Origin of the sequence: Ligilactobacillus sp. LYQ139 (assembly GCF_045033025.1) — a bacterium.
Classification (GTDB): domain Bacteria; phylum Bacillota; class Bacilli; order Lactobacillales; family Lactobacillaceae; genus Ligilactobacillus.
Genome location: NZ_JBJFZW010000003.1, coordinates 71,963 through 93,861 on the forward strand (window position 1 = coordinate 71,963; position 21,899 = coordinate 93,861).

At 49.2% G+C, this 21,899-nt stretch carries 28 protein-coding genes, 1 pseudogene and 1 other annotated feature; of the genes and pseudogenes, 21 read left to right on the top strand and 8 right to left on the bottom strand.

Features of this window, described 5'->3' with window-relative positions:
- The first annotated feature begins 6 nt into the window (after positions 1-6).
- Positions 7-1,395 (top strand): SLC45 family MFS transporter, encoded by a 1,389-nt coding sequence (locus ACI3E1_RS03775; RefSeq protein ID WP_405024325.1) that lies wholly within the window; start codon positions 7-9, stop codon positions 1,393-1,395.
- A gap of 93 nt (positions 1,396-1,488) precedes the next feature.
- On the opposite strand, the gene ACI3E1_RS03780 is transcribed toward ACI3E1_RS03775, so the two are convergent.
- Both ACI3E1_RS03780 and ACI3E1_RS03785 read right to left on the bottom strand, forming a co-directional pair.
- Positions 1,489-2,046 carry a phosphoribosyltransferase family protein gene (locus tag ACI3E1_RS03780; protein WP_405024326.1) on the bottom strand — a complete coding sequence of 186 codons (558 nt, stop codon included), beginning with the start codon at positions 2,044-2,046 and terminating at the stop codon, positions 1,489-1,491.
- 15 nt (positions 2,047-2,061) lie between these two features.
- Positions 2,062-3,141: an NCS2 family permease gene (locus ACI3E1_RS03785; RefSeq protein ID WP_405024327.1), complete on the bottom strand. Its 1,080-nt coding sequence runs from the start codon at positions 3,139-3,141 to the stop codon at positions 2,062-2,064.
- Between the two features lie 259 nt (positions 3,142-3,400).
- Here ACI3E1_RS03785 and ACI3E1_RS03790 point away from each other — a divergent pair, with 259 nt between their 5' ends.
- Positions 3,401-3,958 (top strand): cysteine hydrolase family protein, encoded by a 558-nt coding sequence (locus tag ACI3E1_RS03790; protein ID WP_405024328.1) that lies wholly within the window; start codon positions 3,401-3,403, stop codon positions 3,956-3,958.
- A gap of 156 nt (positions 3,959-4,114) precedes the next feature.
- On the opposite strand, the pseudogene ACI3E1_RS03795 reads toward ACI3E1_RS03790, so the two are convergent.
- From ACI3E1_RS03795 to ACI3E1_RS03805, 3 genes and pseudogenes are all read right to left on the bottom strand, one after another.
- Positions 4,115-4,393: pseudogene (locus ACI3E1_RS03795) on the bottom strand (type II toxin-antitoxin system Phd/YefM family antitoxin).
- A gap of 129 nt (positions 4,394-4,522) precedes the next feature.
- Positions 4,523-4,795 (bottom strand): type II toxin-antitoxin system RelE/ParE family toxin, encoded by a 273-nt coding sequence (locus tag ACI3E1_RS03800; RefSeq protein ID WP_405024329.1) that lies wholly within the window; start codon positions 4,793-4,795, stop codon positions 4,523-4,525.
- Complete coding sequence (locus ACI3E1_RS03805) at positions 4,795-5,025, bottom strand: DUF6290 family protein (protein ID WP_405024330.1); 231 nt, start codon at positions 5,023-5,025, stop codon at positions 4,795-4,797. The genes ACI3E1_RS03800 and ACI3E1_RS03805 overlap by 1 nt, the downstream gene beginning before the upstream one ends.
- A 266-nt stretch (positions 5,026-5,291) precedes the next feature.
- Between ACI3E1_RS03805 and ACI3E1_RS03810 the strand changes: the two genes are divergently transcribed.
- The 3 genes from ACI3E1_RS03810 to ACI3E1_RS03820 all read left to right on the top strand — a co-directional run bounded on the left by ACI3E1_RS03810 (position 5,292) and on the right by ACI3E1_RS03820 (position 6,055).
- Positions 5,292-5,696, top strand: coding sequence for a DUF1310 family protein (locus ACI3E1_RS03810; RefSeq protein ID WP_405024331.1), 405 nt, complete (start codon positions 5,292-5,294; stop codon positions 5,694-5,696).
- The gene (locus tag ACI3E1_RS03815) at positions 5,696-5,818 is read left to right on the top strand and encodes a hypothetical protein (RefSeq protein WP_405024332.1); all 123 of its coding nucleotides are present in this window, start codon (positions 5,696-5,698) and stop codon (positions 5,816-5,818) included. The genes ACI3E1_RS03810 and ACI3E1_RS03815 overlap by 1 nt, the downstream gene beginning before the upstream one ends.
- A 105-nt stretch (positions 5,819-5,923) precedes the next feature.
- Positions 5,924-6,055 carry a hypothetical protein gene (locus ACI3E1_RS03820; RefSeq protein WP_405024333.1) on the top strand — a complete coding sequence of 44 codons (132 nt, stop codon included), beginning with the start codon at positions 5,924-5,926 and terminating at the stop codon, positions 6,053-6,055.
- Positions 6,056-6,168: 113 nt separating this feature from the next.
- Here ACI3E1_RS03820 and ACI3E1_RS03825 read toward each other — a convergent pair whose 3' ends face one another.
- From ACI3E1_RS03825 to ACI3E1_RS03835, 3 genes are read right to left on the bottom strand one after another with little or no spacing between them, the layout of a single operon-like run.
- Positions 6,169-7,503, bottom strand: coding sequence for an aminopeptidase C (locus ACI3E1_RS03825; protein WP_405024334.1), 1,335 nt, complete (start codon positions 7,501-7,503; stop codon positions 6,169-6,171).
- A 44-nt stretch (positions 7,504-7,547) separates the two neighbouring features.
- Positions 7,548-8,234 carry a ribose-5-phosphate isomerase RpiA gene (rpiA, locus tag ACI3E1_RS03830; RefSeq protein WP_405024335.1) on the bottom strand — a complete coding sequence of 229 codons (687 nt, stop codon included), beginning with the start codon at positions 8,232-8,234 and terminating at the stop codon, positions 7,548-7,550.
- Positions 8,235-8,534: a GNAT family N-acetyltransferase gene (locus tag ACI3E1_RS03835; RefSeq protein WP_405024336.1), complete on the bottom strand. Its 300-nt coding sequence runs from the start codon at positions 8,532-8,534 to the stop codon at positions 8,235-8,237.
- Between the two features lie 125 nt (positions 8,535-8,659).
- On the opposite strand from ACI3E1_RS03835, the gene ACI3E1_RS03840 reads away from it, so the two are divergent.
- The 16 genes from ACI3E1_RS03840 (at position 8,660) to rplL (ending at position 21,802) form a co-directional block, all read left to right on the top strand.
- Positions 8,660-9,196, top strand: coding sequence for a dUTP diphosphatase (locus ACI3E1_RS03840; protein WP_405024337.1), 537 nt, complete (start codon positions 8,660-8,662; stop codon positions 9,194-9,196).
- 33 nt (positions 9,197-9,229) lie between these two features.
- Positions 9,230-10,606, top strand: a complete 1,377-nt coding sequence (radA, locus tag ACI3E1_RS03845; protein ID WP_405024338.1) for a DNA repair protein RadA — start codon at positions 9,230-9,232, stop codon at positions 10,604-10,606.
- 18 nt (positions 10,607-10,624) lie between these two features.
- Positions 10,625-11,734, top strand: a complete 1,110-nt coding sequence (locus tag ACI3E1_RS03850) for a PIN/TRAM domain-containing protein (protein WP_405024339.1) — start codon at positions 10,625-10,627, stop codon at positions 11,732-11,734.
- Between the two features lie 10 nt (positions 11,735-11,744).
- The gene (locus tag ACI3E1_RS03855) at positions 11,745-13,034 is read left to right on the top strand and encodes a DUF1002 domain-containing protein (protein WP_405024340.1); all 1,290 of its coding nucleotides are present in this window, start codon (positions 11,745-11,747) and stop codon (positions 13,032-13,034) included.
- A gap of 96 nt (positions 13,035-13,130) precedes the next feature.
- On the top strand, positions 13,131-14,630 hold the full coding sequence (gene gltX, locus ACI3E1_RS03860) for a glutamate--tRNA ligase (protein WP_405024341.1): 1,500 nt from the start codon (positions 13,131-13,133) through the stop codon (positions 14,628-14,630).
- Positions 14,631-14,822: 192 nt separating this feature from the next.
- A complete protein-coding gene (gene cysS, locus ACI3E1_RS03865; RefSeq protein WP_405024342.1) occupies positions 14,823-16,238 on the top strand; it encodes a cysteine--tRNA ligase in 1,416 nt (471 codons plus the stop codon).
- Complete coding sequence (locus ACI3E1_RS03870) at positions 16,235-16,636, top strand: Mini-ribonuclease 3 (protein WP_405024343.1); 402 nt, start codon at positions 16,235-16,237, stop codon at positions 16,634-16,636. The genes cysS and ACI3E1_RS03870 overlap by 4 nt, the downstream gene beginning before the upstream one ends.
- Complete coding sequence (gene rlmB / locus ACI3E1_RS03875) at positions 16,636-17,370, top strand: 23S rRNA (guanosine(2251)-2'-O)-methyltransferase RlmB (protein WP_405024344.1); 735 nt, start codon at positions 16,636-16,638, stop codon at positions 17,368-17,370. Before ACI3E1_RS03870 ends, rlmB begins: the two co-directional genes overlap by 1 nt.
- Before the next feature lie 70 nt (positions 17,371-17,440).
- On the top strand, positions 17,441-17,590 hold the full coding sequence (gene rpmG, locus ACI3E1_RS03880; RefSeq protein WP_283582109.1) for a 50S ribosomal protein L33: 150 nt from the start codon (positions 17,441-17,443) through the stop codon (positions 17,588-17,590).
- 16 nt (positions 17,591-17,606) lie between these two features.
- Positions 17,607-17,771, top strand: a complete 165-nt coding sequence (secE, locus tag ACI3E1_RS03885; protein WP_405024345.1) for a preprotein translocase subunit SecE — start codon at positions 17,607-17,609, stop codon at positions 17,769-17,771.
- Between the two features lie 113 nt (positions 17,772-17,884).
- Positions 17,885-18,439, top strand: a complete 555-nt coding sequence (gene nusG / locus ACI3E1_RS03890) for a transcription termination/antitermination protein NusG (RefSeq protein WP_405024346.1) — start codon at positions 17,885-17,887, stop codon at positions 18,437-18,439.
- A 30-nt stretch (positions 18,440-18,469) separates the two neighbouring features.
- Positions 18,470-19,306, top strand: a complete 837-nt coding sequence (locus ACI3E1_RS03895; protein WP_405024347.1) for an alpha/beta hydrolase — start codon at positions 18,470-18,472, stop codon at positions 19,304-19,306.
- Between the two features lie 102 nt (positions 19,307-19,408).
- A complete protein-coding gene (gene rplK, locus ACI3E1_RS03900; protein WP_283582113.1) occupies positions 19,409-19,834 on the top strand; it encodes a 50S ribosomal protein L11 in 426 nt (141 codons plus the stop codon).
- 95 nt (positions 19,835-19,929) lie between these two features.
- Positions 19,930-20,622 (top strand): 50S ribosomal protein L1, encoded by a 693-nt coding sequence (rplA, locus tag ACI3E1_RS03905; RefSeq protein ID WP_405024348.1) that lies wholly within the window; start codon positions 19,930-19,932, stop codon positions 20,620-20,622.
- A 112-nt stretch (positions 20,623-20,734) separates the two neighbouring features.
- Positions 20,735-20,854: a sequence feature (ribosomal protein L10 leader region), on the top strand.
- Between the two features lie 27 nt (positions 20,855-20,881).
- On the top strand, positions 20,882-21,385 hold the full coding sequence (gene rplJ, locus ACI3E1_RS03910; protein WP_405024349.1) for a 50S ribosomal protein L10: 504 nt from the start codon (positions 20,882-20,884) through the stop codon (positions 21,383-21,385).
- A 48-nt stretch (positions 21,386-21,433) separates the two neighbouring features.
- Positions 21,434-21,802 (top strand): 50S ribosomal protein L7/L12, encoded by a 369-nt coding sequence (rplL, locus tag ACI3E1_RS03915; RefSeq protein ID WP_405024350.1) that lies wholly within the window; start codon positions 21,434-21,436, stop codon positions 21,800-21,802.
- The last annotated feature ends 97 nt before the right edge of the window (positions 21,803-21,899 follow it).

The window sequence follows — 21,899 nt, forward strand, 5'->3', positions numbered from 1 at the left end:
AGGATAATGAGCAATAAGGACACAAAAACGGTCAATGTTGATACAAACATGCCAGATTTACCGAAGCGAACAATTTTAGCGATGACGTTTGGCTTTATGGGAATTAATATGGCGTTTTCCCTGCAAAGCTCTCAAATGAGTCGGATTTGCCAAACGATCGGGGCAAACCCCAATAACTTAGGCTTTTTCTTCATTTTTCCACCCCTAATGGGGATGATTGTGCAGCCGTTACTGGGGAAGTATTCTGACCGGACGTGGAACCGGTTTGGACGGCGGATGCCATACTTACTGTTTGGAGCACCATTGGCTGCACTGGTACTAATCATGTTGCCGTTTTCGGGATCATTTGGCTTTGGTTATGGTTCATTACTGGCAATGATTTACGCAATGTTTGCGATTTGCTTTATGGATTTATTTTCAAATGTTTGCATGCAACCATTCCGGATGATTGTCGGTGATATGGTTAACAATAAGCAGAAGAACTTTGCGTGGTCATGGCAACAGGTATTTTCAAATGCTGGGGGAATTTTAGCAACGTTGCTGCCATTTGTCTTTACGATGTTTGGAATGTCGAACACGGCTAAAAAGGGGGTTGTTCCTAATTCGGTTATTTGGGCGTATCTGGTATCGGCGGCACTTTTACTGGTAACGTGCTTTGCGACGGTCTTTAGCGTACATGAGTATGATCCAGCTACGTACGCCAAGTACCACGGAATTGATATTCAGAAGAAGCAAAACAGTGTTAGTCTGTGGCATCTGGTAAAGACAGCCCCGAAGGCCTTTTGGACGATTAATTTGGTTCAATTATTTTCGTGGTTTGCGACGATGTATACTTGGACTTACACGACGGGAACAATTGCCCGGCGGGTATGGCATACGGCAAACCCCGTGACGGCTTCTTACCAGGCTGCAGGGAACTGGTACGGAGTAATGACGGCGGTGTCCAGTATTGCTGGTGTAATTTACGGCATTTTTTATGCAAAGACCAAGCCAAGTCACCGGAAACAGTGGTATGCGTTTGGAACGATCTTAGGGGCAATTGCTTTGATTGCTGAAGCGGTGGTCACTAACAAGTGGCTTGACATTGGAGCGGCGGTTTTGTCGGGAATATGGAGCTTTACGTTAAGTACCGTTCCGTTTACGCTTTTAACGTCATCTTTAAACGGTGAAAATGAAGGGGCGTACCTAGGATTATTTAACGTTGGAATCTGCGTACCGCAAATCTTGGCTTCGGTATTGAGCTTTGCTATTTTCCCGTTAGTGCGGCACTACCAGCCAGCAATGTTGATGATCGGGGGAATTGCCTTGATTGTTGGGGCTGCCTGTGTGTTCTTAATTCACGAAGGGGTCGCCGTCCAGAAAGCGGACAGCAATTCAGTTAAAGTGACTAAGTAGGATAACGTGACCTTAATGATAGAAATAATTTAATTACAAAAAGAGGCCTAGGTGTGATTACACTTAGGCCTCTTTTTGTAATTGAAATAGTGGTTATTGTTTTTCCGTCCCGTCTAAATTAAACAGTGGGAGCGGGGATAAAAAGTGAATGTCTGTACGTTGAGCAGCCGCTCCTTCTGCTAAAATAGCGACCCGGCCGACAACTTGAGCGCCTACTCGGGTCATCAGTTCTTCTACCGCCCGTAATGAATTTCCGGTGCTAATGACGTCGTCAGCGATAACTACTCGTTTTCCCCGTAGTTGGTTAGCAATGGTGCCGTCCAGGACAAGCTGTTGGGGATGCTGCGTCGTAATTGAATTAACGCTTGTTACGACGGGTGAATCCATGTACGCTTTAACGGATTTGCGGATAACAATGGACGGGGTGTGCTTAGAATAGAGGGCAAGGTCGTGCGCAAACGGAATCCCCTTACTTTCAACCGTGACGATAAAATCAAACTGCTGGGGCAGCTGGGGAAGAATGGCCTTAGCAGCCGCAGCTGATAATTCATCATCACCGAGTAAAACAAAAGAAGCAATCGCAGTGGTCGCGTTAATTTTAATAATGGGAAGGTCGCGGGTTAAACCAGCAACGTTTAGTTTGTATTCCATAAGATAGTCTCCTTATTATAAGATTCCAAGAATAGCCTGAAGTGCCGCGCTTGAAACTAAACCAGCAAACGGATCCACTAAACCAGTAACGATGATTGCAGTCGCGGCGACGAGGCAGTTTCCCCCGTGTAAGGCTGTGATGGCGTTACTTGGGAAAGTGACGAAGAGTCCTAAAACCAGGAGGAAGCCAGCGATTGAAGAACTGGGAACGTACCGGCCAATTTTAGGAAGAAGACCGATAAGCAGGATGACGGCCATGATTAACATCATTAGGCAACCAGCAATCACTGGTTCGGGAGCATTAGCCGTTGCTGAAATGATTGTTTCAACGGGAGCACCACCAAGAAGGCTAGTCCCCATGTCGGCGAAAGCCTGCGAGCTGGTTAACAGGTTGAGGTTAACGGGGTTAGGCTTAATGCCCGTCATCTGGCCAGTAATAAGGCCGTACGATAGGTTAGCGCCAATGTTAAGGCAAGCAAGGCTTAGGGCGCCCCGAATTGTTCGTTGGTTGAAAATGGGTTTGGTGAACATAAATTTACGCCGGGTAACACTAGCAGGGAGGTCAGCATGATAGTGTTCAATAAAAATGGCGTAGAGACTGGAAAGAATTACGGATAAACAAATCGTCCAAACTAAATCTTTGGAAATAAGGTATGTAATGATGGCGACAATAATCGAGATCCAGGGGGTAAAGCTTCTAGCGTCGTCTTCTGTTGGCTTGGCCATTTCAAGTGCAATTTTAACGAGCATAAGTCCTACCCCAGCCATCATACCGGTTACGATGTGTGTGCCAAGGAAATGAACAATTTTGGTTAGTGTTCCTGTGAGCCCAATAATTAGCATGATGACGGATCCACCAAAAATAATTGATGTAAATTCGCGGGGATTGCGGCCAACATCACTTGTTAGGGCAAGGGACTCTGCCTGAAACGAAACGGGAGCAACGGACTTGCAGAAAAAGTTGATCCCGGCCACTAAAACAAACGAAAACGTGGTTGGGAAAACAGCAAATCCTAATCCCATCGCCATAATTCCCTGGGGAATTCCGTTAAGGACGACCCCGATTGCGGCCATTAAATCAGTTAACCAGTGCATGAATAGTCCTCCATAAATTATAAATTTACAACGAACATTCTAGCTGTTAACAAAAAAATTATCAACAATAATCCGCATAATAATGTGATAAATACCCTTTTAATTGGGAATCGTTCGGGTGAATTGCGAACTTTATCCGGTAACCATTGAATTTAACTGGTATTAGGTGTTAAATTTAGGCGACGTTAAATGATGAATTCTAAAGAGGACGCTAACTTAATGGCGTTTTCCATGTCATTAGGAAAGGAGTAACTAACTCATGACAAAGGCACTGTTAATTATTGATTATACAAACGATTTTGTAGCGGCCAACGGGGCGCTGACGTGTGGGGAACCTGCGCAGAAAATTGAGCCAACAATTATTCAACTGGCGGATCAGTTCTTAGAAGCAGGTGACTACGTTTTGCTTCCAACAGATACGCACCAACCAAACGATCAGTTTCACCCTGAACATCAGTTGTTTCCCGAGCATAACCTGGCGGGAAGTTGGGGACATGAGTTGTACGGAAAATTGGCATCATGGTACACAACGCATCAAGAAAGTAGTCGGGTGTGGCAGTTTGCGAAGAACCGGTATTCGGCCTTTCAAAACACAAACCTCGACAATTACCTGCGGGAACGCAGTATCACGGAATTATGGTTGACGGGTGTTTGTACGGATATTTGTGTGCTTCACACTGCAATTTATGCGTACAACCTGAATTACCGGTTGACTGTTCCGGAAGCAGGCGTAGCAACCTTTACGCCGCATGGTCAGGAGTGGGCGCTGGCACATTTTAAGGATTGTTTGGGAGCAACGGTGATTCCGGCAAACTAGGTGGAAATGGGGTGGTCTCCATTTTGGCTGGTAGAGTTCAGGTTTCAAGGATTTCATTCACTGCAGCCTTAACTTCATTAACAATGGTGGGTTTTAACCGACCAAGCCGTTTTAAGCCGACGTTAAAAATTGCTCGGGGCCTGAACTTTAATCGCTTTATTTAAATTGCTCCCAGTAGGCGTCATCGGCCGCAATAATTGGATCATCAGGTAAAACATGACGCTGAATTAGCTGGTTCCGCGCTACTGCATAGTCCAACTAATCCTCCTTTGCTTGAAGGGCCTTTTCCACCCAGTACATTTTTTCCTGGGAGATTACCGCAACGCCGCGGCTATTTGCTCGTGCAATATATATGGTTTTGTCCTCATCGTTAACTCGGTCTAAATGTTTTTTTATGTGCGCTTTAAAATCGCTTTGGGTCAATGCCACTACCATGTTATTCACCCCCGTGTACTTTATTTTGTTATTGTCAGCAATTACTGCACAGGAACTTTGCTGATGTTCCATGGTTGATTTCTTGGGTTTTACCTGTTCAAACGATAAGGATTACTCATAATTAACAAATTAGCGTTTGTAAACATCACTCCGTTTCCCTGCTTTGACTACGACGACGGTAAAGATGTTATCTCGAATATCCGCAATGACCCGGTAGCTTCCGACCCGATAACACCACAGTGTTCCGAGTTTGCCTTCTAACGCTTTTCCCCAGGGGCGGGGATTATCGCTTCCTTCAATGTGTGAATCAAGCCACGCAATAATTCGCCGTTGAACAGGTTTATCCAGTTCCTTCTGGAAGTCTTTAAAGGCTTTTCGGTCAAATTCCCATGTAAATTTCATTATTGCAGTCCTAATTGTTTTTTCACGTCATCCCGTGAAACGGTTTCTCCGTGGGAGGCCTGCATATTACGAACAGCGTCCTGATAATCCAAACTATCTGCAAGTTTTTCTAAAACTGCATCCCGCATGTATTCGGTGGGTGATTCACCGTCTAAAGCGGCTTGTTTATGGATTAGATTCAAAACGCTTTTATCAAAGCGGATGGTCGTGGATTTGGTAGAAGTTGTCATTTTAGCGCCTCCTTAAAATTACTAACAGTACTTTATCACATTAGAATGCAAGTGCGTTCTTTTATCGTGTTCCCCATGTAAACGGCAAGGGGGATGTTGACACGTTCTAAGAGCTGTTGGTGAATAGTAGGCATTATTCGTATGAAGCTAGTGTATTGTTCCTTATCAATAATAACTAATATGTATTAACAGCAAATATTATATTGGTAAATCTATTTCTTAAGAGTACAATGAGCATAACTATCGTTGGTTGGAAGGGCTATCCTATGAAAAAGAAATACAAATGGATTTTCATCGCATTAATTATCGTGTGTAGCGCGTTAATAGTCGGTGATTTGGGGGTTAAACATATGGAACGAATAAATGAACAAGCGAATTTAGAAGATAATCCACCGGTGACTCACGAAAATATGGTGCGGATTGTTAAGGCACATGAGGATGTGGTTGATAAATGGCTATTAAAGGACGATAAAAAGAAGCAAGTAAAAATAATTACTATTGAATACGATAAGTTAGACCATAATCCAATGGGAGGGATTGATATTTACGGTTATGTTAATGGCGACAAAAAATTAGAATTTAATGCGACTCTAGATAAAGAAGGCTCGAAATATGTTATTGATGGTGGCGGAATAACGAAGCCCTTAGGAATTTTAATGGGGAGTTATTAATGAAAAATTGGAAGAGATTAACTGATAAGGAACGAGTACACTTCGCCATGGGAGAATATAGAAAATATCATGTTGGCGAGACGTATAAGGTTGGCAGTGATAAGTTGGGCTACGTCCAATAGCGGATTGGGTTTAACAAAGACGGTTCACCCAATACTAGCCATGCAGGAGAGCAGGCCTACGTTGTAACGAATACAAGGAATCCGCACAAAGCAACGGCGGTCGCAATGACCGGACGAGCAAAGGTTGAAGCCCGGGTTAACGCACTTTGCGGGAAAATGAAGCAGCAGGCAAGTCACTTGGGTGGAAGGGTTGAAAGTGTTGGCGAGCAGATCAGTGCTGTTAGTTTAGGCAACTAGGCGGACGCTCTCACCGAAAAGCTTCATACTGAGGCATCCCGGTTAAAATAAGAAAACAACGCAGCGAACCATCTCGTCCGCTGCGTTGTTTAATATCCTATTTAACTATGCTGTTATGCCAGTGATCCCATTGGATCCCATGGCTTCAGCATCGTTGGTTCTTCGTTGAGAACCTGCTTGAGTTCGTCTGGCAAGTACTTCTTGTTAACAACCACCTGGTAGCAGTATTCTTCCATCCAGTCGTTGCTCATGACAAAGAAGCCCTTTGTGCCGACCTTGTCACCCCAGGAATTTTCAACCTTCCACTTGGTTGGCTCGCCGTCGACCAGGTCCACACCGGTGAGTACCATGGCGTGGGTCATAAGGCTCTGACAGTAGTCCAACCGGTCTGCTTTGGACATGGAGAAGTCCACGTCAAAGAGTTCGTCCTGGTGGTAGAGGTTGGTATCCATGATTCCCTTCTTGCGGTCGGATTCCTTGCCGACGTCGCAACCAAACCAAACACTTTCGCCAGCTTCGAGCTGCTTGATGGCGATCTTCCGGAACTCGTGCATGTCCACGTTCAAGTGCCGCACTTCCCGGCCACCGACTACGTTCCCGAGCATTTCGACCGTGTACATGTGGTTATACGGCTTGTCCTTGGTTGGCCCGTTAATAATGGAAACGTAGTCGCTCAGGTTCCAACCAACGTACTTGTCGAAGAACTTCTTTGGCGTCAGGTTGGTGTCGCGGTGGAAGTTGTTGTCCTTGTCGCGGTACTCGAAGTCAAAGGTTGTTGGTGGCTCACCGAAACTGTAGGCCAGCATCCGGTAAACTTCCGTCAGCATCTTTTCCTTGCGGGTCGCAATGTCGTCATCCGTAGCGTTGGCGGCAACCATTTCCCGCAGTTCAACGGCGTCCTTGCGCAGCTTCAGGTTTAACATGTCGTTGATTTCCGTTGAGTTGGATGAATTAACCGTTTCCGGCATTACGCTCTGCGGCACAACCCCGTACTTTTCGATGATGGCCATGATCATGTCCCACTGGCCGCCGTCCTGCTGGGGCGTAGTCATCAGCCAGGCTACTTTCCGGTCGCTGGTCGACAGGTCCGCTGTTTTCAGCACGTTTTCGTAGAAGTAGTTGGCTTTCTCCAGCTTGTCCCAGAAGAACGTGTAATTCTGGGAAAGTTCAAAGTTATCGGCCACCTTGTATTCTTCCCGGATAGCGTGCCGCATCGTGTTGAGGCAGGCAAACATCCAGCACCGGCCCGACCGTTTTTGGTCGGCCACTTTTCCGGTATCCAGGTCAATGGAGAAGACCGGCTCCATCTTAGTTGCAGCCTTGTAGTCCGTTGCGGAGGCAAGAATTCCGTTCTTCGCCACGCTGCGGGCAATGACCGCGGCGTCTTTCCGGTTTTGGAGGTTATCCCGGAACCGCCCTAGTTCATCAGTACTAATTGATTTACTCATGAAAATTCTATCCTTTCTCTAATAATACTTTCATTGTACTCCTTTTATTTCCGGGCGTGAATAATTTCCGGTCCGGCCGGATGGCCTACGATGATTGTATTTACGACGTCCAAGAAGAGACCTTGTTCAACAACCCCGACCTGGTTGATCAGGTAGTCTTGCAGGCCGTACGGATCGGTGATTGGATTAACGTGCAGGTCGATGATCCAGTTATTTGAATCCGTTCGGGCAAAGTCACCGGTCTCATCCCGTCGAAATACTGGGTTTAATCCCCGGGCGCTAAACTTGTTAAAGAGCTGTTGGCTCCCGTATGGGATCACCTCAACTGCTAGTGGGAAGCTGCCCAGCTGCTGGCGCATCTTACCCTCGTCAACAATCCAGATGTTTCGGTCTGAATTGGTGGCCACAATCTTTTCAAAGAGGAGGGAAGCGCCCCCGCCCTTGATCCCCTGGAAGTCCTTATCAATCTCATCAGCGCCATCAATGGTGAGGTCAATGTGGTCGACGTCATTAATAGATTTTAGCGGAATTCCAAGCTGTTTAGCCTGGTTTGCCGTTCGCTTTGATGTTGTTACTCCCGTGATGTGGAGGTCTTCGTTGGCGATTCGCTTTCCAAGAGCGGCCACCATGTATGTAGAGGTACTTCCGGTTCCAAGGCCGACAATCATACCGTCCTCAATGAATTCAACGGACTTTTGCCCCACCATCTGCTTTAACTCATCCTGCGTCATCTAAAATTCCTCCTCGTCGTGTGGATAGTAGGCCGCCTTGCGGTACTGCGGTTCCTTATCCAAGAAGTGCTCCGTAAAACTGCACAACGGAATGAATTTCTTATGTTCCGCGGCGATCTTGTCGAGTAGCTTCTTAGTCATCTTAGCTGCGATAGTTGATCCGCGGTGGTTGGGATCAACCCACGTGCGCTCAATTACATAGGTTTGGTCATCATCAATCATGTGCCAGCCGATTTCACCGACGCGCCGTCCTTGATCATCCAGGCACCGCACCCGCGTGCTTCGCCATTCATACTTCAAATTTACCGCCTCCATTCCATGCGCTATTATACCATTTTTTATGGGGGATTCCCCTACAAGGAATACTACTCGGAACCAGGACTTAGTGGTAAGATGAATGTACTTATATAAAATGGAGGAAAACGATGAAACGAGGATTTGAACGGGTTAGTTCGTACGACCCACAAGACGTCCATTTACCGGTCCGGGCAACGCAGCACGCAGCGGGTTATGACTTGTTTGCGGCGCGGGACTTTACGCTTCCGAGTATTTGGCGGCGTCCCTTTTTGAAGGTGTTGGCTGCTTTGCGCCGGGAGAACACCGTTACGGACGCTGCGCTGGATGATGCGTGGGCGGTCTTAAAACCATACCTGGTGCCAACCGGCGTAAAGGCGTATATGCAGGATGATGAGTTTGTCCTCATTGCCGACCGATCAAGTGGCCCGTTGAAGCGGGGATTGATCCTCCCTAACGGCATTGGGGTGGTGGATGCGGACTACTACAACAACCCCAACAATGAGGGTGAGTTGTTTGTTCAGTTGTTAAATTTTGGCGTTCGTGACTACCACGTTAAGCAGGGGGAACGGATTGCCCAGGCAATTTTCATGCCGTACCTGCGGGCGGATGACGAACAAACACCGTTAGCCAAGCGCACGGGTGGGTTCGGAAGTAGTGGTAAGTAACTAAAACACAAAGCGGAGAAGGGAGGCGGTCTGGTGGCCAAGGCAAAGACGAAGTACGTTTGCCAAAAGTGCGGGTACGTGTCGCCGCGGTATCTCGGACGGTGTCCGAACTGTGGTGAATGGAATACCCTCGTTGAAGAGGTGGATCACCCGGAATCCCACCAGGCAGCGGTGGCGCACCGTACAATGGCAGGACGCACCATTAAGCCAGAACTAATCGAACAGGTTACAACGACGGAAACCCCACGAATTAAAACGCAGCTTGCTGAGTTGAACCGTGTTCTGGGCGGGGGCATCGTTCCGGGATCACTCGTCCTCATTGGGGGTGATCCTGGTATCGGAAAATCCACGCTTTTGCTACAGGTATCTGGCCAGCTCGCAGAAACGAAGCAGAAGGTGCTGTACGTTTCCGGGGAAGAAAGTGCCGTTCAGATTAAAATGCGGGCTGACCGGTTAGGAGTTGGCGGCGACCAGTTTTACCTGTACCCTGAGACGGACATGGGGGCAATTAAGGAAAATATTGCCAGCCTTCACCCGGATTTTGTAGTGATTGATTCCGTGCAAACGATGCAGGAACCGGATATGACCGCGGCGGTCGGCAGCGTTTCCCAGATCCGGGAGGTGACCGCCGACCTGATGCGGATTGCGAAGGAAAACGGAATCACGATTTTTATTGTCGGCCACGTAACTAAGGAAGGGGCGCTTGCCGGGCCGAAGATTCTGGAACACATGGTTGATACCGTGCTGTACTTTGAAGGGGACCTTCATCGGAGTTACCGGATTCTTCGGGCGGTCAAAAACCGGTTTGGCTCGACCAATGAGATTGGGATTTTTGAGATGCGAACTGGTGGGCTCCGTGAAGTGGCCAACCCCTCCGAGATTTTCTTGGAAGAGCGGCTTCGCGGGGCCACTGGCTCGGCCGTGGTCGTCTCCTTAGAGGGAACCCGCCCAATCTTGGTTGAACTTCAGGCGTTGGTAACCCCAACAGCCTTTGGAAATGCCAAGCGAACCACGACGGGGCTTAACCATAACCGGGTAGCCCTTATCATGGCCGTTCTGGAAAAACGGGCGGGGATGTTGCTTCAAAACCAGGACGCTTACCTGAAAGCAGCCGGTGGGGTGAAGCTGGACGAGCCAGCAATTGATCTGGCCCTGGCGGTTAGCATCGCGTCAAGTTACCGGGACGTCGAGACGGCGGCGACCGATTGCTTTATCGGCGAAGTCGGGTTGACCGGAGAAATCCGCCGGGTTAACCGGATTGAAGAGCGGGTTAACGAGGCGGCTAAACTCGGGTTTAAGCGGGTGATTCTCCCGCAAAATAACCTGCGGGATTGGACGCCGCCCGCTAGAATTAAATGTGTTGGGGTGGCAACAATTAACGATGCGCTCCGGATAGTTTTCAATAAGTAGGAATTGAGGTGCATTAATGTGCGCAAGAAAATCATTATGATTGTATTTGCCCTCCTTGGTTTGGGGGGCGGGTACACGTTTTTACCATATCTGTGGCAACTCGGCGGTATTTATCAGCCTGTGATTAACAACCCCCTAACAGACATGCTGATTGGGCTGGTTGTGATGGGGTTAATGATGGTGGTGTTTGGTAACCTGGTTGACCGGATGCTGGCCCGGGTTGAGAAGCGGCTTACCCAGCAGAATCCAGCGGCCATTGCAGCCATCTCCCTATCGGTGATTGTAGGAATGTTGATTGCGGCGCTGGTTTCTAGCTTGTTTTCTCACTCCCACTTATTCTTTATGAACACGGTGTTACCGGTGATTTTGATGCTGTTGTTTGGGTATGCCGGGTACGTGTTTGGGCGCAACAAGTTTGGTGACCTTGATCCGGCCTTCTTTAAGCGGCTGATGCACCGGGATCGGCCGGCGGGGGACGTCCTTGAACGGAAGGTGGACGATCATTTCCATAAGTATAAGCTTTTGGACACCAACATTCTGATTGACGGGCGAATTTATGACCTCGTAAAGACTGGCTTTATTGAAGGGGTCTTAGTGGTCCCTAACTTTGTATTGTATGAGTTGCAATACATTGCGGATGCGGGCGATAGTATCAAACGGGTTCGGGGCCGGCGCGGACTGGATATTTTAAACAAACTCCGGAAGGAAAATGACGTGCCGGTAAAAATGTATGAGGGTGATTTCCCGGACATCCAAGAAGTTGACAGCAAGTTAATTAAGTTAGCAAAGATGATGGATGCAGTGATCGTCACAAACGACTATAATCTCAATAAGGTCTGTGAGTTCCAGAACGTTGAGGTTCTTAACATTAACGCATTGGCGAAAGCACTTAAGCCGCGGGTGATTCCGGGGGAGAAGCTGACTGTCATGGTGATTAAGAACGGAACCGAACGCCACCAGGGGGTTGCGTACCTGGATGATGGAACGATGATTGTGGTTGAAGACGGGCGGTATTACATGAATAAGACCATTGAAGTGGAGGTCACAAGCGCCTTACAGACCGATGCCGGCCGGATGATTTTTGCCAAACCAACGCACTCGAAGCGGGAGCTCCGGGAAAAGAATTAGGAGGATAAACATGAAGTTAAACAAGTTAATGACAGCAAGTATGGTGGGGTTAGCACTCTTAGCCGCAACACCGGTGGCGTGTGCTGATGACGTAACGGGGGATAACGCTAATTCTTTGACCACGACACAGCAGTCAAACCAGAGTGCACCCACTTTTAATAATGGGGGCCAATCCGTTCAAACCAAGCAGCTCAGCAAGCCATACATGGTCTTTGGGGCGGGCTTATCTGATAGTGAGCGGCAACAGGTTGCCCAGGTTCTGGCAGGGAATAGTAGCGCCGCTAACTTCACGAACCTGACGGCGACGGGGCAGGACTATGGCCAGTACGTGGGTAATGGGCAGGCAACGACGGACTCAGCCATGATTAGTTCAGTGGCCCTTCAGCCGGCTGATCCGGGAACGGGCATTAACGTCTCCATCAAGGACTTTGACGGTAAGGACAACATTACCCAGGTAACCCCCCAGCAGTACGCCATGGCAGCGGCTTGTGCCGGAGTAAAGGATATGAACATTGTAGTAACGGCAAACACGTCGGTTTCTGGGACGTCTGCTTTAACTGGGGTGTACAAGGCCCTCGCGGTTGACGGCATTCAGCTGAACAGTAAGAACACAACGGCAGCAAACGGCTTGTTGCAGGCCACCCAACCCGCTGTTCAGGCTAACCAGGGTGATTCCCAGTACTCCGGAAAACTAGTCCAGGCGGTCTTGGCCGTTGCCCAGCAGGTGGCGCAGGACCGGCAGAATGGCAAGATGGATTCCGCCGCTGAGATTCAGAGTATGTTAATGAAGCAGCTGCAAAAGCAGGGAATTGCCGGGGAAACTCCGCAGTCGGCGATCGCTCAGATTGTCCAGGCCCTGGTTAACTTTGAGCATGCCCCGGTTGCGAAGACCAGCACGGTTGTTAATACGATTAAAAACGTCCAACACAACGTGGCTAACAACCAAAACGGAAACATGATTAACGCCAATGACTGGAAGAACGCCCACATGAATTTCTTTGAACGGCTCTGGAAGATGATCGTGCACGCCGTTAACGTTTATATCTTACGGCACAATCCGACAAAGGATGCTTCTACCGAAAAGAGTCAGGAGGATCAAAATAGTGGGGTAAGTGCGGCTAGTTCAACGGCAAGTTCATCCGAAGTGCAAAGTTCATCCGCGGCTCAGGATCAGTCAACGGCCGGTGATGAGCAGTCCAGTGGGGTCATCCAAAAACAGTCGACCCAAAAACAGGATGAAAAGGCACCTGCATCCCAGGATAATGACCAACAGGCCAGTGGAGCTGTTAACCAGCAGTAGTTGCGGAACGTAGGGGAGCATTGTAGAATTGAGAAGACTGGTAGGCGGGGGTGCCCCGCCTACTGTGAGATTATTACGAAGAAAGAGGCGCTCATTTTGGCAGAAGCGGAACAACCACAAAAAATTCGTGTGCGGTACGCACCGAGCCCGACAGGACATCTTCACATCGGGAATGCCCGGACAGCCCTGTTCAATTACTTATTTGCCCGGCATAATAACGGAACGTTTGTAATTCGGATTGAGGATACTGATACGAAGCGAAACGTTCAAGACGGGGAAAAAAGCCAGCTTAATAACCTGAAGTGGCTGGGGATTGATTGGGACGAAGGCCCGGATAAGCCGGGTGACTTTGGCCCGTACCGGCAGTCTGAACGGCGGGAAATTTACCAACCGTTAATTCAAGAACTGCTTGACAAGGGAATTGCCTACAAGTCATACATGACTGAAGAGGAGTTGCAGGCTCAGCGGGAGCAGCAAAAGGCCAACGGCGAAGCTCCGCGCTACGTATACGAATACGCGGGGATGAGCGCCGCTGAAATTAAAGCTAAGCAGGAAGCGTGTGCGGCCAAGGGACTGAAACCGGTTATTCGGATTCATGTTCCGGCTAATAAAGTTTACGAGTGGGATGACATGGTTAAGGGTCACGTTAGCTTTAAGTCTGAGACTATCGGGGGCGACTTTGTCATTCAGAAACGGGATGGGATGCCGACATACAACTTTGCTGTTGTTGTTGATGACCACATGATGGAGATTACCCACGTACTGCGGGGTGACGACCACGTTGCCAATACCCCCAAGCAGCTAGTGGTTTATGAGGCTTTCGGGTGGCAGCCGCCCCAGTTTGGTCACATGTCCTTAATCATTAACGCTGAAACAGGCAAGAAGCTCAGTAAGCGGGACGAGACGGTGCTCCAGTTTATCGAACAGTACCGGTCTCTGGGATACATGCCGGATGCGATGTTTAACTTCATCACGCTGCTTGGCTGGTCACCCAAGGGTGAATCAGAAATCTTTACGCGCAAGCAGTTTATCAAGATGTTTGATTACAAACGGCTGAGCAAGTCGCCAGCGGCCTTTGACGTTAAAAAGCTTGAGTGGGTCAATAACCGTTACGTCAAGTTAGGAAACGAGGATACAGTGGTTGATCTGGCCCTCAAGCAGCTGATTAAAGCCGGCTTAATTAAGGAGGATCCGGACGTTGCGACGATTGAGTGGGCCCGGAAGCTCATTAACCTGTATAAGCGGCAGATGTCTTACATGGGACAAATTGTTGAAATGGCGGATATCTTCTTCAACATTCCTGCTAAATTAAGTGCTGCTGACCAAGCGGAACTGGCTGATGAAAACGCCACTTTAGTAATTGAAGCGTTTAAGAAGCGTGTTGAGACAATGCCGTTGTTTGATGCAACGGAGATTCAAAATGCTATTTGGGACGTTCAGCATGAGACGGGTGTGCGGGGGCGGAAGCTCTACATGCCAATTCGGATTGCGGCCACCCGCTCCATGCATGGTCCGGAGATTGGGCCGACCATCGAGTTGTTTGGGCGGGACAATGTCTTGAAGTACATCGACCAAACGCTTGCCGAAATTAACTAGGCGGGGCGCGGGACCACGGAGAGGGGATAACAAAGGTTCTGGTTAACTTAATAACCGGATTCCCAATTAAACGAGCTGAATGGGAGTTCGAAAGCCGCCAAATCGCTGCTACGTGATTCGTTCGCTTTCTTGCTTTCATCACGCTCGTTTTCTTTGTTTTGCCATACCTGCTTTTTGTTAGGGGGAATTCCAGTGATTCAGATTTATAACACGCTCACAAATCGAAAAGAACAATTTACACCGCGGGATCCAAATGAGGTCTTGATGTACGTTTGTGGTCCAACAGTATATAACTATATTCATATTGGAAACGCCCGGAGTGTTGTGGCGTTTGATACGATTCGCCGCTACCTGGAATACCGCGGGTATACCGTTAGGTTTGTTTCCAATTTTACCGATGTTGACGATAAGATTATTAAGGCCAGTCGGGAAACGGGAATGACTGTTAATGAATTGACGGATAAGTACATCAGTGCGTTTTATGAGGACACGGCTGCCCTCAACGTTAAGCGGGCAACGGGAAACCCGCGGGTTCGCGAAAATATTCCCGCAATCATTGACTTTATCCACCAGCTCATTGATAAGGGATACGCTTATGTCAGCGCGGGGGACGTTTATTACCGCACCCGTAAGTTCGCCCACTACGGGGAACTTTCCGGGCAAACGATCGACGACCTTGAGCAGGGCGCAAGTGCCCGAACGGATGCGCGCGACCAGGACAAGAAGGAGGATCCACTCGACTTTGCTCTTTGGAAAGCGGGAACGCCCGGCGAGATCAGCTGGGATGCACCGTGGGGTAATGGACGCCCGGGTTGGCACATCGAATGTTCGGTGATGGCTACCAAGTACTTAGGGGCCACGGTGGACATTCATGGTGGTGGCCAGGACCTTGAGTTTCCGCACCACGAAAATGAAATTGCGCAAAGCGAAGCGGTTACCGGTAAGCCGTTTGCCCGTTATTGGATGCACAACGGTTTTGTAACGGTGGGTACGGAAAACGAGAAGATGAGTAAGTCGGCCGGCAACTTTGTGACGGTCCACGAACTGCTTAAGCAGGTCGACCCGCAGGTACTCCGGTTTTTGATTGCTACTGTTCAATACCGCCATCCAATTCAGTATAGTGAAGTTAGCCTGCATGAAGCAGAAGCTAACCTGACAAAGCTGCGAACGGCGGTGGCAAACGCTCGTTTCCGGTTAGCAACTGCCCACCCAGGCCACGACGCGGGCGTTGAGGAACAGTTTGTTACCCTGGAAACGCAATTTAAGGAAGCGATGGATGACGATTTCAACGCGCAAAACGGAATTGCAGTCGCGTACGAAATGGCTAAGGTGCTTAACACGTACAGTGCTCGGAATAACGTTTTCCGTGAGACGCTTACGTTGTTATTGGATCACTTCACCACGGTAATGGCAATTTTTGGAATTACTTTCCCAGCTGAAACGACGCGGACGGATGACGACGCCCAAATTGAAGCGTTGATTGCCAAACGGGAAGCGGCTAGAAAGCAGCGTGATTTTGCGACGAGTGACCAAATTCGCGCTGAATTGAAGGAACAGGGGATTATTCTTGAAGATACTCCCCAGGGAACGAGGTGGAAACGCGCATGAGTGACGTTGACTATCAACAGTTAAACGGGATTGCTCTGGCCTACATCGGGGATGCCATCTATGAAGTGTATATTCGGCGGCACCTACTAGCTAGCGGAATTAGCAAACCGACAAAGCTCCACCACCGGGCGACCCACTACGTTTCGGCCAAGGCACAGGCGTTTTTAATCGATAAGATGGAAGCAGAAAATGTGATGACAACGACCGAACGGGAATTTTACCGGCGGGGACGGAATGCTAAGAGTCATACTTCCGCAAAGAACACGAACGTGGTCACTTACCGGATCTCAACCGGATTTGAAGCGTTGTTTGGGTACCTCTTTTTAAGTGGGCAACAGGAGCGGTTGACTGAGCTGGCTAACTGGTGTATCCAAACGGTTGAACGGGAGGGAAAGTAATGACAGCGGACTTTATTATGGGCAGGCACCCCGTTATGACGGCACTTAAGGCCCGCCAGGAAGCTAATAAGTTGTTTGTTCAGGCGGACTTAAAGGCGGATGCGGTGCGTACGATGATGCAACTGGCCAAGCAGCAACACATCATTGTTAGTTCCGTGCCGAAGCAGAAGCTTGATTGTCTGGTGGCGGGGCAAAACCATCAGGGCGTTGTGTTGGCAATTGCGGCGTACGAATACGCAACGGTCGATGACCTGTTCGCCCGGGCAGAAGCGCGGGGTGAGGCGCCGTACCTGTTGATGCTGGATGGGATTGTTGATCCACACAACCTCGGTTCAATTTTGCGGACGGCTGATGCAACCGGGGTTCATGGGATTATTATCCCTAAACGCCGGGCCGTTCAACTCACAGCCACGGTCGCCAAAACGTCCACCGGGGCCATCGAACACGTTCCGGTTGCCCGCGTTACCAACATGGTGCAGACGGCGAAGATGCTGAAGGAACGCGGGTGTTGGTTGTTTGGCACCGATATGGAAGGAACTGATTTTCGGCAATGGCAAGCGAAGGGGCCAACCGTTGTGGTAATTGGAAATGAAGGGCGGGGAATTACCCCCCTTCTTAAAAAAACGTGTGATGAAATGCTGACCATTCCGATGACCGGGCACGTTCAAAGCCTCAACGCTAGTGTGGCAGCAGGACTCGTCATGTACCGGGGGTTTACGTCTCGGCGGGGGTAGCGCCGGAAATTGACACGCTTCCCGCGTTTATGATAGGGTAGCTAGGGATAACGTGTGAGGAGTGATCAGCATGGCACAAAAGCGGGTAGCACTTGCATGCTCCGTGTGTGGTTCACGGAATTATACGATTGCGGCGAACCCCCAGCGGGTTGAGCGGCTTGAAGTTAAGAAGTTTTGTCGGTACTGCGGGAAGCATACGCTGCACCGGGAAACAAAGTAACGGAGGAACGGCAGAAATGAAGTTTATTAAGGGTGTTATTCAGACCATGAAGGACACAACATGGCTGAACTTCCGGCAGACAATGCATTCAACCGACATCGTAGTGATGTCATCAATTTTGTTTATCATATTTTTTGCGCTCGTTGACTGGGCAGCCCAGATGATTGTTGGGGCGCTTTAGGCGACACTAGTTGCGGGGATTCGTGCGGTTTTGTATAATACGATTGAAGCGAAAAATCTTGTTGCGGCAAGGTTTTTTTATTTTACCCTAATGAATTTAAGAGGAGCTTACTTATGACGACAACAGAAAACGAAAAGAAGTGGTACGTTCTGCACACGTACTCTGGTTACGAAAACAAGGTTAAGAATAACCTGGAATCACGGACAACCTCAATGGGGATGCAGGACTACATCTTTCGGGTAATCGTACCGGAAGAAGAGGAACACCACCAGCTGAAGGACGGGAAGGACAAGGTTGAAATGGAAAAGACTTTCCCGGGTTACGTTCTGGTAGAAATGGTTATGACGGACCAGTCCTGGTACGTTGTTCGGAACACTCCGGGGGTCACCGGGTTTGTGGGGTCGCACGGATCCGGCAGCAAGCCGGCGCCGCTGCTGGATGATGAAATTCAATTAATTTTACGGCGGCTCGGAATGTCCACGCGCCACATTGACTTCAAGGCGGATGTGGGCGATACCGTTCGGATTATTAACGGCGCGTTTAGCGGCCTGGAAGGCAAGATTACGGCCATTGATCACGAAAAGATGAAGTTAAAGGTTAACATTGATATGTTTGGGCGGGAAACGGCAACAGAACTCGATTTCGATCAGGTTGATAAGGTCAACTAGTTTAATTTAAGGGGAAAAGAGGTGGTGGCCATGACACGACGGAAATGGGGTCAGGGACTAAGCAGTGCGGGCCTGCTTGCCGGCGGTAGTCACTGGCTCAGCCACCATGCTTCGCCCTGTGTGAAGCCGGGCAAATGGCGGGTCCCCGTTTTATTTATTCCGGGATATAGGGGTAATCGGTTTTCTTTTGGCCCGATGATTAGGCGCTTTGTGAAACACGGCTGGGGCGCTCAGGTAGCGACGGTGTGGCTTGATCAGGGGCGAATTACCCGGGTTCGGGGTGAACTGGCAACCAGCGACTTGGTTCAGGTTTTGTTTGTCCAAAACCGGGGACCCGTAGAGATTCAGGTTTCGGATTTGCGGGGATTGTTGCGGGCGCTTTATCACCTTGGGCGGAGAGAAGTGCAGGTGGTTGCCCACTCAATGGGTGGGGTTGCCCTGTTACATTACCTGGTAACTCATAATGTCCACATGGAGCCGGTGATTCAACAAGCGGTCACAATTGCCGCGCCGTTTAACGATACCGATCCGGGTAAGACGAATTGGGCCCACATTGAGGACTATGCGCTGACCTCAGCTGGTCCAACATACCAGACTCCGCGGTACCGGCATTTGCAACGAAACCACGCGGCAATCCCGGCGACCACCAGGTTTTTGAACGTTTACGGTGAGCTGCACGCCCATACTGATGGGTCCGTGGGGGTTAACTCCGCCCGGGCACTCCAGCATTTGGTGCCGGCTTCGCGGTATCAGGAGCATAAGTTTACCGGACTATTGGCCCAGCACAGTCTGTTACACCAGAACGCGATGGTTGACCGGTTAATTGCCACGTTTCTCGGCCGCAGGGGCTTGTCGGTTAAGGATTAACATGGTAGACTATTCAAGTATGCATGGCGCTTCATGCATTCAGTGGGAGGCTGAATTCGACGCAGCCATCCGACCACACACGGATTTTAAGGAGGTATTACCGTGGCTAAAAAAGTAGTTAACGTTGTTAAATTACAAATTCCTGCTGGTAAAGCAACTCCAGCTCCGCCAGTAGGTCCTGCCCTTGGACAGGCCGGAATTAACATCATGGGCTTCACTAAGGAGTTCAACGCCCGGACACAGGACCAGGCGGGCATGCTGATTCCAGTTGTTATTAGTGTTTATGAAGACCGGTCATTTGACTTCATTACTAAAACTCCGCCGGCATCCGTTTTACTCAAGAAGGCTGCTGGTGTCCAGAAGGGTTCCGGTGAACCAAACACCAAGAAGGTCGCTACGGTGACAAAGGATCAGGTGAAGGAAATCGCCGAAACAAAGATGCAAGATCTAAACGCTGCGGATGTCGAAGCCGCAATGCGCATGATTGAAGGTACTGCACGGAGCATGGGCTTCACCGTCGAAGGCTAATCCCATACTTCTCAGTCGGATTTCGGGACGAAAGCCCGAAAATCAGGTGGGAGGTATATCCGATTGACCACAGATTGCAAGGAGGATAATCACTAATGGCTAAGAAAAAGAGTAAGAAGTACTTAGAAGCTGCTAAGCAGGTCGAAGCAGGGAAGTCGTACACGGCTGCTGAAGCGATCGAACTGGTTAAGAAGATTGATTTTGCTGGCTTTGATGCCACCATGGAAGTTGCTTTCAAGCTGAACCTGGACACCAAGCAGGCTGACCAGCAGCTCCGGGGCGCCGTTGTGCTGCCAAACGGAACTGGGAAAGACCAGAAGGTTGTTGTGTTCGCCAAGGGGCCGAAGGCTAAGGAAGCTGAAGAAGCTGGGGCCGACGTTGTTGGCGACGATGACTTAGTTAAGAAAATTCAGGATGGCTGGTTGGACTTTGACGTTGCCATCGCCACACCAGACATGATGGCCCAGGTTGGTCGGCTTGGACGGGTCTTAGGACCAAAGGGCTTAATGCCAAACCCGAAGACCGGGACGGTAACGATGGACGTTAAGAAGGCCGTTGAAGAATCCAAGGCCGGGAAGGTAACGTACCGGACAGACCGCGACGGGAACGTTCATGTTCCGTTTGGAAAGGTTTCGTTTGATGCTAAGGCCCTGGAAGAAAACTTCCAGACGATTTACGACATCATTTTGAAGCTGCGGCCGGCAAGTGTTAAGGGGACGTACGTTCAGCACCTTTCAGTTGCTTCAACGTTTGGTCCAAGTGTTACGATTGACACGGCCACGATGTAAGCGGCTCTAGCACAATAAGACGAAAAAGAGTCCGGGGGACCGGGCTCTTTTTGTTGTGATTTATGTGATGTCTGTTGACGCTTTAAGCAAAACATGGTAACCTCAAGAAGGTCAATTTAATATGATTCTACCTAAGACTCAGGTGGCATGCGCCTTAATATCCTGCCGAGGAGATAATTAATTATCGGAACTCTCTATGTCTTAGTGGATGGAGGGCTTTTTTATTGCCCGTTGACACACTGACTGGGAGGTGAATCAATTGAGTAAGGAAGTTATCGCAAAGAAGGCCGCAATCGTTGACGAAGTTGCAAAGAAGTTTGAAGACTGCGTTGCTAACGTTGTTGTGGACTACCGGGGATTAACCGTTGAGGAAGTTACGGATCTGCGGAAACAGTTGCGTGAAGCTGGCGTTGAGATGCGTGTTATTAAGAATACGTACTTAAAGCGGGCCGTTAAGCAGGCTGGTATCGAAGGCTTAGACGACATTTTCGTTGGCCCAACGGCCGTTGCCTTTACTAACGACGACGTTACGGCACCAGCACGGATTTTGGCTAAGTTTGCTGAGGATCATGAGAACCTTGAATTACGGGGTGGCATGATTGAAGGGAAGGTTGCTTCACTTGAAGAAATTCAGGCGCTCTCCAAGCTGCCGAACCGCGAAGGGCTGCTTTCAATGTTACTGTCTGTTCTGCAGGCACCTGTCCGGAATGTTGCATACGCCGTCAAGGCCGTTGCCGACAGCAAGGACGAAGATGCTGCATAATTGTGCGGCTTAAGCCACGACATTTCATAATAAACGGAGGTAAATAAAATGGCTTTAGATACAGATAAGATTATTGCTGACTTAAAGGAAGCCAGCATTCTTGAATTAAACGACTTAGTTAAGGCAATCGAAGACGAGTTCGGCGTTTCAGCTGCTGCTCCGGTTGCAGCTGCAGGTGCTGCAGGTGCTGACGGTGCTGCTGAGAAGTCAGAATTTGACGTTGAACTGACGGCTGCCGGCGACGCTAAGGTTAAGACAATCAAGGCGGTTAAGGAAATCACTGGTCTTGGTCTTAAGGATGCTAAGGGACTTGTTGACAACGCTCCTTCAGTTATTAAGGAAGGCGTTGCTAAGGACGAAGCCGAAGAAATCAAGAGCAAGATCGAAGAAACGGGTGCTACGGTTACGCTTAAGTAATCGGCCGGTTAAACGATTAGTTCAACCAGCGGTGGTTTTCCACCGCTGGTTTTTTTATTTCTAATCTGCAGCATGTTTGTGTTAACCTATAATCATA